Origin of the sequence: Paenibacillus sp. FSL R7-0179, from assembly GCF_038002265.1 — a bacterium.
GTDB lineage: Bacteria > Bacillota > Bacilli > Paenibacillales > Paenibacillaceae > Paenibacillus_AQ.
Genome location: NZ_JBBOCC010000002.1, coordinates 144,852 through 157,006, shown reverse-complemented (window position 1 = coordinate 157,006; position 12,155 = coordinate 144,852). Strand labels below are relative to the sequence as shown.

Annotated in this window: 11 protein-coding genes; 3 read left to right on the top strand and 8 right to left on the bottom strand. The window is 52.9% G+C overall.

Annotated features, from left to right (window positions below):
* Positions 1 to 79 precede the first annotated feature (79 nt).
* Positions 80 to 916 carry an AAC(3) family N-acetyltransferase gene (locus MKX63_RS17465; RefSeq protein ID WP_341018881.1) on the bottom strand — a complete coding sequence of 279 codons (837 nt, stop codon included), beginning with the start codon at positions 914 to 916 and terminating at the stop codon, positions 80 to 82.
* A 434-nt stretch (positions 917 to 1,350) separates the two neighbouring features.
* Here MKX63_RS17465 and MKX63_RS17460 point away from each other — a divergent pair, with 434 nt between their 5' ends.
* A complete protein-coding gene (locus MKX63_RS17460; protein ID WP_341018880.1) occupies positions 1,351 to 2,334 on the top strand; it encodes a ring-cleaving dioxygenase in 984 nt (327 codons plus the stop codon).
* A 139-nt stretch (positions 2,335 to 2,473) separates the two neighbouring features.
* Here MKX63_RS17460 and MKX63_RS17455 read toward each other — a convergent pair whose 3' ends face one another.
* Entirely contained in the window at positions 2,474 to 3,154 is a 681-nt protein-coding gene (locus MKX63_RS17455) for a hypothetical protein (protein ID WP_341018879.1), read from the bottom strand.
* 105 nt (positions 3,155 to 3,259) lie between these two features.
* Positions 3,260 to 3,949: a YjjG family noncanonical pyrimidine nucleotidase gene (locus MKX63_RS17450; RefSeq protein WP_341023076.1), complete on the bottom strand. Its 690-nt coding sequence runs from the start codon at positions 3,947 to 3,949 to the stop codon at positions 3,260 to 3,262.
* 94 nt (positions 3,950 to 4,043) lie between these two features.
* On the opposite strand from MKX63_RS17450, the gene MKX63_RS17445 reads away from it, so the two are divergent.
* A complete protein-coding gene (locus tag MKX63_RS17445) occupies positions 4,044 to 5,003 on the top strand; it encodes an MraY family glycosyltransferase (RefSeq protein WP_445321860.1) in 960 nt (319 codons plus the stop codon).
* A gap of 612 nt (positions 5,004 to 5,615) precedes the next feature.
* Here the strand turns inward: MKX63_RS17445 and MKX63_RS17440 are convergent.
* The 5 genes from MKX63_RS17440 to MKX63_RS17420 all read right to left on the bottom strand — a co-directional run bounded on the left by MKX63_RS17440 (position 5,616) and on the right by MKX63_RS17420 (position 11,325).
* Positions 5,616 to 6,137 carry a mismatch-specific DNA-glycosylase gene (locus MKX63_RS17440; protein ID WP_341018877.1) on the bottom strand — a complete coding sequence of 174 codons (522 nt, stop codon included), beginning with the start codon at positions 6,135 to 6,137 and terminating at the stop codon, positions 5,616 to 5,618.
* Positions 6,138 to 6,430: 293 nt separating this feature from the next.
* The gene (locus tag MKX63_RS17435; RefSeq protein WP_341018875.1) at positions 6,431 to 8,440 is read right to left on the bottom strand and encodes a hypothetical protein; all 2,010 of its coding nucleotides are present in this window, start codon (positions 8,438 to 8,440) and stop codon (positions 6,431 to 6,433) included.
* Positions 8,415 to 9,317 carry an ABC transporter ATP-binding protein gene (locus MKX63_RS17430; RefSeq protein WP_341018874.1) on the bottom strand — a complete coding sequence of 301 codons (903 nt, stop codon included), beginning with the start codon at positions 9,315 to 9,317 and terminating at the stop codon, positions 8,415 to 8,417. The genes MKX63_RS17435 and MKX63_RS17430 overlap by 26 nt, the downstream gene beginning before the upstream one ends.
* Positions 9,310 to 9,699 (bottom strand): GntR family transcriptional regulator, encoded by a 390-nt coding sequence (locus MKX63_RS17425; RefSeq protein ID WP_341018873.1) that lies wholly within the window; start codon positions 9,697 to 9,699, stop codon positions 9,310 to 9,312. Before MKX63_RS17425 ends, MKX63_RS17430 begins: the two co-directional genes overlap by 8 nt.
* Before the next feature lie 189 nt (positions 9,700 to 9,888).
* A complete protein-coding gene (locus tag MKX63_RS17420) occupies positions 9,889 to 11,325 on the bottom strand; it encodes an MFS transporter (protein WP_341018871.1) in 1,437 nt (478 codons plus the stop codon).
* A 168-nt stretch (positions 11,326 to 11,493) separates the two neighbouring features.
* Here MKX63_RS17420 and MKX63_RS17415 point away from each other — a divergent pair, with 168 nt between their 5' ends.
* Positions 11,494 to 12,111 carry a TetR/AcrR family transcriptional regulator gene (locus tag MKX63_RS17415; RefSeq protein ID WP_341018870.1) on the top strand — a complete coding sequence of 206 codons (618 nt, stop codon included), beginning with the start codon at positions 11,494 to 11,496 and terminating at the stop codon, positions 12,109 to 12,111.
* Positions 12,112 to 12,155 lie beyond the last annotated feature (44 nt).

Sequence of the window (12,155 nt, the reverse complement as noted above, 5' to 3'; positions counted from 1 at the left end):
TCCTTACTATGTTTTTGTGAGAATAATATACCATACATTGATAGAAACCTGCCAGAGACCTGTAAATATCCGGCCCCGGTTAACTCCTGGTATGCTCCTGCACTATCTGTACAGCTTGTCCACGTTTCGTCTTCGGCAGCGTCTCAGGCGCATCCTCCCCGTATAATGGCTCGTTATCCGAGAACAGATCCGGGTTCTCTCTGAGCATATCACTCAGGATACGCGTAGTCTCTACCGTGCCGCAGAGCATAACCGCCGCATCACCGAAGCTGCCCCTGCGCAGCGCTCCGCCGTCCTCCAGCACGGATTCCACCTTCCAAAAATGCTGCGACCAGGACAGTCCGCAGTGTCTGCGCGAAGGCACCGCAATCTCCTCCCCTTCCGGCGTCACCGTATAGAGCGCCTCATGCACGTCCGTCATCCGGCCGGGAATATCCACCCACTCCTCAATGCCGTGAATGAACGTATTCCTCCGCAGATCCACACCGAGCAGCATAATCTCCGCTTCCCGGTCCAGCAGCTTGCCGTAGACCGAGCCGCGCGCACAAGGCGTATCCCAGCGCTCATCTCCGGCTGTGAATACCGCCCCATCCCTGCCCAAAGCCGCCACCGAATGTGTGGGATGCCAGGAACGGATCACGCCCGGCCGCTTCCGGAACAGCTCCGGCAGAATGCCCACGCAGACGGGCGACTCCAGCACAGAGAAGCGCGGATTCAGCCCGTTGATATAAGACCAGGTATGGGTAGGCAGGACCAGCAGCCCCTCCTTCATATATTCTGAGAGGACATCCAGTACGGTATCTGCTCCCCCTTCCACTTCACCGATGCTTTTGAGCGAGGAATGGACCAGCAGTGTCCCCTGCGGATCGATCCCCATCTTCTCCAGCTGCTTCATCAGACTTGATCTGGTGTGCATGATTAACCCCGCTTTCCTGAATAATAAATACCATCCTTGAAATACAGTTTTAAATTCAACTTGAAATACAACTTGCAAAATTACTCATTAACTATTAAAATTAAAGTAACTTAATATTAATAAGTAATTTCCTTATATAACAATCCAAGTTATATAAGAAACACCAAGAAATTAACAAAAAGCAAAAAGAAGCGGAGGGGAAATTTGGAACTGTAGGAGCGGATGCGTTCGCCTGAAAGCTTTCCGCAGGAAAGCTCGCTTCGAAAGCATATGCTGTATTTGGATTTCTACCGCGAAGAGCGGTTCTAATCAGGAAATCCTAATACAACAGCGACCGGAAGTCCAAATGTTCACCGCAGTGACGACCTAGCTTCGAGTTTAACTCTTAAGTGTGTCTTATATAACAACCAACCCATATCTCAGGAGGTATTCCCATGAGTTTAACACTAAAAGGACTACACCATGTATCCGCCATTACCGCCAAAGCTCCGGAAAACTACAAATTCTATACAGAAGTGCTCGGACTCCGCTTGATTAAAAAGACCGTCAACCAGGATGACGTATCCGTCTATCACCTGTTCTACGGGGATGAGACCGGGAATCCCGGCACGGAGCTTACCTTCTTCGAGCTGCCTAACGCAGGGCGCAACCGCGACGGCAACAACAGCATCTCCGCACTCTCCCTGCGTGTTCCCGGGGATGATGCCCTGCTCTTCTGGACACAGCGCTTCACCGTATTCGGTGTAGAGCATGAGGAAATCACCGAACGCGGCGGCCGCAAGACGCTGGCCTTCACCGACCATGAGGGCCAGCGCCTAATCCTCGTCTCGGATGAGCATAACGAGGGTATGCCCGGCGGCAAGCCGTGGGCCAAGAGCCCGGTTCCTGCCGAGTATGCCATTGTTGGACTGGGACCGGCACATCTGACCGTCGAGACCGCTGAGCATACAGCCCTGATTCTGGAGGACCTGCTCGGCTTCCGCCGCGCAGGCAGTTATCCTTCACCGGTGGCGGGCCAGCCGGATATTATCGTGTTCGAGACCGGTGAAGGCGGCTCCGGCACGGAGATCCATCTGGAGGAACGCAGCGATCTTCCGCAGGAGCGCCTGGGACGGGGCGGCGTGCATCATGTAGCCTTCCGCGTCGATAACGAAGAGGAGCTGAAGCAGTGGATTGAACGCATCCGCAGCGTACAGCTCCCGAACTCGGGCTTTGTAGACCGCTTCTACTTCCGCTCCCTGTACTTCCGCGAGCCGAACGGGATTCTGTTCGAGCTGGCAACGGACGGGCCGGGATTCGCCACGGATGAGGAGGTCGAACATCTGGGCGAGGCGCTGGCCCTGCCGCCGTTCCTGGAAGCAAAGCGCGAACAGATTGAGGCCCACCTGAAGCCGCTGGATACCCGTCCGCAGGCCTAATGTTATTAGCGCTTGTGAATTAATTCCGATGAATTAGTTCAGATGAACTGCACATGAAGAAACTCCGGATGTTTTACAAGCCGGAGTTTCTTTTTAGGTTAGCCAAGCCTGCATAACAGCTTAACTCTACACGCTCAGATTAGCTTTCCGACCAGGTGATCGTGAACAGATTGAAGCCGGGCCGGGCTGTGGAGGCTTTCCCTGTAATGGATACAGGGCTTGTCCCGCCGAGTCTGCCCGAAATTTTGACATTGCTGGCCGATACCGACTCGGAGGCATTACCCAGACCTTTGATCCGTGCATATTCACTGTACACGAAGCCCATGATCTCCAGTGTCTCCTGCGTTGAATATGTGAACGCCACCTTCTTCTGGCCGTTAGCATCCGTATCTAAGGTGATCGCAATCAAGGCATCCTGGGGAATCGGAAAATCCTTAGGCAGATTAACCGGTCTTGCTGTTCCCTCCACGACTGGAGCAGGAGTTGCATTCCCTCCGCCGGCAGAGGTTCCCGGAGCAGGAATATTTGCGCTGCCTTCTCCAATTCTCACTTTATAGTTGACCGAGTCATAATTGATAGGCACCTTCAGCACCGTGGCGATCGATTGGACCGGCAGATAGGTTAGTCCTTCGTAGGTGATCGGTGTCAGGGTTTTGCCGTTGCCATCCTTCATCCAAAAAGGATTACCATCCACCACAATACCCAGGCTATGGTTCAGATAAGCCTTGATCTGCTGCAGCTTGGTGCCCGCATACACCCCTGCCGAGCCTGTTACCGTCATGCCGGTAACCACTGCGGCAATCAGCCATTTTTTTCTCATAATATCCTCTCCCGTATGTTGTTGTTAAAAAAGTATGGACTTAGCGTCCTTATATATTTAACACGGAAGCGAAACTTTCAACCTGCCTGCCGCCTTTTATTCCGCTTACGCGCGGTTTACAATCTCCACCAGCTCGTCCAGACTGCGGATTTCATAGGTAGGCACGATCTCAGGATCAGCGGGCTTGTCCAGCGGATTGAACCAGCACGTATCGATGCCGTAATTGTTCCCGCCGCGGATATCCGAGGTCAGGGAGTCCCCGACAATCAGCACCTTGCGTCTGTCGGACAGCTTAAGCCTCTCAAAAGTATAATCAAAAATCCCCGCCTCCGGCTTCTGATAGCCTGTCTCCTCCGATACAATCACCGCCTCGAATACCTCACTAAGCGGGGAACCCTTAATCCGGGCATGCTGCACATCACTGATACCGTTCGTGATCACGGCCAGCCTGCACCCGGCAAGCTCGCTGCAGAGCTCGGCGGCCCCCTGAATCAGGAAGGTGCCTTCCCCGAGGAAGCGCAGGTACGCTTCACTGAATTCCTCCGGCTTGAACGCGAGCTGTCGGGCAGTAAACAAGCGGTTGAACCTTTCCACCCGCAGGGCGGCAGAGGTGATTAAGCCTCGCTCGAAATCCTTCCATAAGGCATGGTTAATCTCCTGATAGCTGGCCGCATACTCCTGCGCGCCTGCCGGCAGCCCGAAGTGGGTGAAAGCATGGCTCAAGGCGTGACTCTCGGCCATTCCATAATCGAACAGTGTATCATCGGCATCAAATAAGATACATTCGTATTTCATCTTGTCCTCCATCTCGCTTATGTAGTTCGACAACATATGTCCTTCTGCGATATAATCTGGGTTAGGCCTTAAAAAAATCAACGGGGTGATTGTCATTTTATACGGTTTAGCTTTTCTCGTGTCATTTTTTATCGTTTATCTGCTGATTCCTCCTCTGGGCAGGCTGGCTTTCCGGCTGGATTTCGTAGACAGGCCGAGGGTAGATGTTGAACGCAAAATCCATAGGGAGCCCATCCCGCTAACCGCAAGCTATGCCATTTTCGTAGGTTTTTTCATTACATATCTGCTCTTCGCACGTGAATTCACCCTGGAGACGCTCGCCCTGTTCATTGGCGGTGTGCTTCTGCTGACCATAGGAACCATCGATGACTGGTACAAAACCAAAGGCAAGGATTTCCCGGCTCTGCCCAAATTCATCGTACAGATTGCCGCCGCCGTTCTGGTGTTCTTTTCCGGCAATGCGTTTACCGGCTTCATTAATCCGTTCTCAGGTGATTATATCTCACTACCGTTCATTTTGCAGTTCCTGCTGACGATCATCTGGATCTTCGGCGTGACTACGGTCATTAATTTCTCGGACGGCATGGACGGTCTGGCCGGCGGATTGACAGCGATCTCGGCAGTTACCCTGTTCGTAGTCGCACTCACGATGGGCCAATCTACTTCTGCCTTCATGGCAATTTCGCTGATCGGGGTTACGCTGGCGTATTTGCGCTTCAACAAGGCTCCGGCCAAAATCTTCATGGGCGATGCCGGCGCCACCTTCCTCGGCTTCATTCTGGCGGTGATTGCGCTGGATGGCGCCTTCAAGCAGGCCACGGTATTGTCGCTGTTCATTCCGATTCTCGCGCTTGGCGTGCCGATCTTCGACAATATTTTTGTCGTCATCAGACGCTTCCTGAAGGGACAAGCCATCTATCAGGCGGATGCCACTCAGGTTCATTACCGCCTGCTCAAGGCGGGTCTGAACCAGAAACAGGTGGTCGGCGTGCTCTATCTGGCCAGCGTTTGCCTCTCCCTGTCATCCATTATCCTGCTGCTGATCCAGACGTAGGCAGGCTGCTATTGCTATTATGAAAAGGGCTGTTCCCAAAAGTCATGAAATGACTGATGGGGACAGCCTTTTTGGTTTGGAATCTTTGAGCAGGATCAAGGCGAGCGCTTGGGTGGACGCTCCGCGAACGGAACGGATTACTTGGGAGAACCTTTACTTTCGAGATGGATCAACATGGGCGCTTGGGTGGACGCTCCGTGAACGGAACGATGTTACAATCGCTGTAGTCTCCAGATTTTTTGTCATTCCCCTTAGCGGTGAAAATCCGGAGACCAAGGCGAACGCTATCGCTTTTCCACATTCGTTCCGTTCTCTCCGCTGTTTAAGCGGGATGAGAAATAAAACCACAATCCGGCCCCCACCCTTTCACCCTCGCACCAGCACCAAATGTATGCTGTTTTTCGCATACATTCGGGCCACACGCCTGCACGCCAGCACAATGTATGCTGTTTTTCACATACATTCGGGCTACATGCCTGCACGCCAGCACAATGTATGCTGTTTTTCACATACATTCGGGCCATACGCCATCCGCGCCAGCAAATATATGCTGTTTTCCGCATACATCGAACCCACGCACTCCCACGCACTCTTATAACGCGTCCTCCGGCTTCAAGGCTCCTGATCCCCCGTGAAGTCACTCAGCTGCGAGTAGATGCCGATGATCTCCGGCATTGGCATGCGGACCAGGCCGCTGGAGGATGGGGCGACGAACTCCCGGACTCCGTCCACCACCGGAGCAACGCCTTCCTGGAAGCCCCAGGCAGCTGTACTTCTGCGGCTGAACTCTGTATACACGCCCTTGCCGACAAAGCAGGCAATCTCCGGGCGGTATTCCTCCAGCTTGGCCCGCAGGAGCTCACGGCCCTTGGCGTACTCCTCCCGGGTGATATCTTCAGCGCCTACGGTGGGGCGGGCGACGATGTTGGTGAAGCCGTACCCCAGCTTCAGCAGTTCCCCGTCCTCGGAGGCCTCGTATAATCGCGGCGTCAGTCCGGACTTATGCAGTATGCGCCAGAAGTTATTGCGCGGATTGGCATAATGATGACCCAGCTCGCCGGAGCGGATGCTGGGATTGAATCCGATGAAGACAATCTGGAGTCCGTGATCCAGATGATCCCGTATCTCTTCCATGTTCGTTCCTCCTTACACTGGCCGCATTATTTTGCAGCCCTAATCTAATATACCCATGCTTCGGACTCAGGTACACCTGAAGTAGAACCAGAGGACATAACACTGCACTAAGGCACTAGCACTAGCACTAGCACTAGCACTAACACTAACACTAGCACCGGCAATGGCACTACCACTGGCATCGGCACTGGCACTGAATTCCCGCTGCAACATAGAAATCCCCCCGCAAAGGATATGCATCCGTTTACGAGGGGAACAGGATTGCCCGGGTTACTACGACAGAACAAACCTACTTAAGGAAGAAGTGCCTTCAGCGCCGGAGACATCTCCTGCTGATCCAGCGAAATATAATTAGATGAACCATTCTTATACACGATCTTCACCGCATATTCTCCCTCTCTGCGGTTATAATTGCGGCGATGCTCCAGAATACCGTTAATTAGCGTTTTGTCTTTGACCATAATAGCCCGTTTCTCGCTGCGTGCTAACTCCAGACGGCTCTCGGGATCATACATCCGCCCGGGTGGCAGCTTACTGTGATTCATATCTATGAACATCTCGGCGGACCGGACGTCCGCCTCGGTAATCCGCACTTTATCCGCATATCCCTTCTTTTCCAGCCAAGCCCCTAATTCATGATAGGACGGGTACCAGTCATAAGTGAAATACGACTGAATTCCATCTTTATCCGTCTTTTGAAGAACACGGATGGACGCCCGTGACCGCTGATCCGAAACCTGATCCTCATAGGACATATTCAGCACTTCACGGGTTAAGATGTCCTTGAACTCCTTCACCTCCTGCGGATCAGAAATACTGAAGGCCTTGTCGAGATTACTCATACGGATACTCTCTGCGTTCTTGTTCATCTGGGATATCCGGTATCGCACACGTTTGTAGTCCACATGTCCCATGACCGTCTTCAACTCCGGCTCGAAGCCCACTGACGGAACCTGATAGGTCCGCATCAGTGTCCCTCCGCTCTTAAGCTTATATGACAACGTGAAGCGGTAGTAAGAGAGATAACCATGATTCCACATGGGATCGCCCTGACCCGGCTTCGCCGTTACGATAGCACTATGCAGTGCAGTTACAGCCTCAATATATTTCGGGTCCTTGGAAAAGATATCAGTCTCCTCCGCAGGTGCAGTATTCGGAGCGTTGTAAGGGCGTTGCATCAGGTCTGCATAATTACCACCGGCGAATACCGCACTCACCTTCCCGGAGGCCGGAACCCGGGTCTCATATCCGGTCAAGCCGGATACAGGAACATAGAGCAGCAAGCCAAGCAGGATACTGTATACTGCCATTTCAAGCGGCAGCTTGCGGTTCAGGATATGCCAGCTTTTGCGGAGAACCATCTCTACGAGAATATAACCGATTCCCCCTCCTGCGACAACACTGCCGACGATCCAGCCTGTTTCCTGCTTGATACTGCCGAAGTAGCTGAGCGCAAGCAGCATACTGCAGAGCATTACCCCGGCTTTGAACAGCGGATTAAAATAGGTGAAGGCCATTGCCTGTCCAGCCTTCTCACTGTGGCGCTTACGGTACAGCACAAAGGACAGCGTTAAAAAGGCTGCAAATAGTAGAGCATAGACCCAAAGCTCTGTAGGACTGAAGGGGCTATAAGACATATCTGCAATCCGCAGCATCGGCGCCCAATCCTTCAGGGATTCCCTCGATCCTATACTATCCGGGTACCCATACAAATATCTGTTCAGATGCATATCTATAAACATTAATATTGCCGCAGGGAGGACTAACAGAATGAGGGTCACCACACTCTGCAGCACGGTCTGTCCTACACATATCCCCACAAAAAGCGTAAAGGCAAACAAGAACAGCGACAACACTGTAAGGGTCAGGCACCACTCCCAGACCTCCGCCCCGTGATAGATATACATATTCCCCTCCAGCGGGCGGACCAGCATCGTAACCACACTTGTAATCCAAATGGGCGGCAGCAGCAGAAGCAGACCGCTCAGCGTATAAGAAGACAGCAGATGCGAGCGGCGCAGCGGGAGGCTGTGCATCAGATCGGAGGAGCCTTTGGACTGCAGATAACGGGACAGGAACAGTCCAGCAATTATCGGAAAGGCAATCAGAACCGCATAAATATTAGTACCAAAGCCGAACAGACTATCTATTTCGATCTTATTTTCAAGCCGGGCTCCGTCTGCGAACAGCTGCAGCGGAAGCATAAATAACAGCACCAGCGTATACAGAATTCCAATCCACCCGTGCTGGCGCAGGTTCTGACGGATCAGGCTGGCGTTACAAAATAATCGGCTGTACGTCATAACCGGCACCTCCCATTTCATAAATAAAGATTTCCTCCAGCGTCAGCGGCAGCAGATCGAATACATACGGATCATAGACATAGAAGGCCTGGCTGATGCGTTCCCGCTCACCTTTGACAATATACAGCCTGACACTTCCCCGCTCCTCCCGGTGGAGGATTCTCAGGATGGATTCCAGCGCAGCCGCATGACGTTCATCACGGAACGCGACCTGTACCTTATGCGTGTCCGACTTCAGATCATCCAGATCCTTCTCAACCAGCATCCGCCCTTCATGCATAATGCCGACATGATCGCACAGATCCTCAATCTCGCGCAGATTATGCGAGGAGATCAGCACCGTAAGCTCGCGCTCGGCGACCTCCTGGAACAGGAGATTCTTGATCTGGCGGCGCATCACCGGGTCAAGCCCGTCAATCGGCTCGTCCATGATCAGCACCTCCGGCCTGCAGCTAAGCGCAAGCAGAAGGGCTGCCTGGCGCTGCATCCCCTTGGAGAAGCGGCTGAGCTTGCGCCGGGGATCAAGCCGGAACATAGTAAGCAGCTCGTCATAGCGCTTCTGGCTCCATTCCGGGTAGATGGACTTGTAGAAGGCCGCCATACTCCGTATGGTCGCCTGGGGGAAGAAGTACGGGCTGTCCTGCATGAAGATCATTCTGCGCTTCATTTCCGGCGACTCGTAGACTGGCTGTCCGCCAAGCTTGACCGTGCCTGCATCAGGACGGTAAATCCCGGCAAGCGTTTTCAGCAGCGTGGTTTTGCCGGCTCCGTTCGATCCCAGCAACCCGTAAATAGCGCCTTTATGTACAGTAAGCGACAGATTGTCAACCGCCTTATCCCCCTGAAAAATCTTGCTGACCCCGCGTATCTCAATCATGGCTGTTCCCCTCTCTTCTCTGATCCAGCGACTGGCGGTACAATGCACTAATCTCGCTCTCCGTAAATCCGAGATAGACCGCCTCCGCCATCAGCCGCAGCAGCTCTGTCTTCAGCTCCGCCCGCTTGCTCTCGTTGTGCTCCTGCTGCATGGCGGCAACGAAATTGCCCTTGCCCTGCAGCGAATAGATATACCCCTCACGCTCAAGCTCCCGGTAGGCTTTCTGGATCGTATTGGGATTGACTGTAAGCTGCGAGGATAACGCCCGCACCGAAGGCAGCTGTTCATCCGCCCGCAGAATCCCGTGCATAATCATCTCTTTCACCTTGTCGGTCAGCTGCTCATAGATCGGCTTGCGGCTGCGTACATCCAACTCGAACATGACAGTCCTCCTTTCATCTGATACTCCGGCTGCTGTATCAAAGTGTATTAACTGTACTACTATTATTAATACAGTTTAGGGTTAATGTCAATCATTAACTTTTACTTTTTCTAGTTTCAACATGTCACCCAAATAACCCCCATCTGTCCAAAAGGCAGGTGGGGGTTATGATTGCTTAGGGGGACTGTTCTATTGAACATGAAGGCTGCTTCTGCGCTGCTGCCTGCGTTCATCGCTGAACAGGGCAGCGCCTATACCCGGGAGCAGCAGATAGCCTGCGAACTTATAGGTCTGGCTGAACGCATCCACAGCCGCCTGCTGCTGTCTTATTACCACGGTCCCGGCCTCTGTGCCTGCGGAGTTCGCCGCACTCAGCTCCCGGGTTGTATTATGCTGGAGCACAGTGACGATGATGGCCACACCGAGCACACTCCCCAGCGCCTTCGCCATATTCGTCACCCCTGAGGCTATGCCTACCTTATCTTCAGGAACGACCCGGATCGCCGATGACATCACAGGCGGCATCGAGAGTCCCACGCCGAAGCCAGTCACTGCAAGCCGGAGCATCACCGCACCCAGCGTAGAATCGGCCTCAAGTCCGCTCATGGAATAGGTGGCAGCGCCAATCAGCACCATTCCCGCTGCGGCGAACACACTGCTGCCGTATTTCGCAGCCAGCGGCCCGGATACAGCCGAGCTGGCGATGGAGCCTAAGGCCATGGTTGAGAGGACCAGCCCTGCCTTCAGCTCCGATACCCCCATCACCCGGGTCAGATAAAAGGAGGTCAGCAGCGAAATATTCATCACCGCCGCCCCAAGCACGATCATCGATACCGAAGTACTATTGAAAGCTCTGATCTTCAGCAGGGACAAGGGCAGCATCGGCTTCTTTCCCTTAGACTGCGTAAGAAAAAAGAACACCAGAAACAACACTCCCGCAGCCATCAGCCCCAGGAACGTGCGTGAGCTCCAGCCGTAATCCTGCACTTTAATCAGAGCATATGTAATGCAGAACATCCCTCCTGTAACCCCCAGTATTCCGCCATAGTCTATGGACCTTCCTGCTGAATCATCCCGCGACTCCTGAATGAACATAGCGGTCAGCCCTATACTCAGCAGCCCAAGCGGTACGTTCACAAAAAAAATCCACTCCCAGCTCAGCTTCTGTGTCAGAATTCCGCCAAGTGCCGGACCGCTTGCCGCAGCCACTCCTGAGACAGCCCCCCATATGCCTATAATCAGTCCGTGCATTTCTTTGGGGAAGGTAGTGGTGCTTAGCGGAATGGTAACCGGCACAATAATGGCTCCCGCCAAGCCTTGAATGACCCGGAACAGAATCAGCATGCCAAGGGAAGTGGAGAGTCCGGCCAGCAGAGAGCTCAGAGTGAACATTCCCACGCCAATCAGAAATACCTTCTTTCGTCCGAATTGATCGGCCAGTCGCGAGGCAGTCAGGATGAATACGGCAAAGGCCAGGTTGTAGCCGTTCATCACCCACGATACCTGCGACACACTCCCCCCGAACTGGCGGGTCATCTCCGGCAGGGCAATATTAATAATGGTCGTATCCAGCAGCGCCATGAAAAACCCCAGCACAATCGCCGTAAAGGATAAAGCTCTGCGCATTCCAATCCCCATTTTGTTCATCTCCCTAAATATGAAATAGAGTTCATATTTAGATTATATGAACCCTGTTTCATATTTGTCAATCAAAAAAATGAACTTGGGTTCAACTTTTATTGACAGCGCAAAACTGCTCCACTACAATCTGTACTATGAGGGGGACCTTACGATATGGGTGAAACAGAGGACAAGATTAGAACTCCGCAGCAGGAGCGCAGTATACGAACTAAGGAAGCCATTATCCGGGCCGCGATGCAGCTGTTCTCGGACAAGGGCTTCTATCAGACGAATACGAAGGAGATTGCAGCAGCGGCCGGGGTGTCGACCGGGAGCTTCTACTCCTATTTCGTGGATAAAAGAGCCGTGTTCATTGAGGTGCTCCACATGTACGGGGATGAGCTGATGGCCGAGGTGGAGCGGTCGATGGCTGAGATTAATTTCAATACGATTGAGCGTACGGACCTGATCCTGCATCTGATAGACACGCTTCTGCTTTCGCATAAGGCTTTTATCGGGTATCACAAGGATCTTAACATTATGTATCACAGCGATGAGGCCATCAAGCAGTTGATGGATGCCCAGTACGAGGCCGGCCGTCTTAAGACGCTGACCTATCTTCAGATGGGACAGGATGAACTGAAGACGGAAGATACGGAGGCTGCATCGATCATTGTGTTCGAGTCTGTGAGCGCGATTGTGGACTTCATCTCCTTCTCGCCGCAGCGGATCGCTGTGGACCGGCTGAAGTCAGAGCTGGTTCATATGCTGGTGCAATATTTGTACAAGTAACAACAGCGTTTCCTCTATACATTTTCGCAAAAAAAGAGCAAGCT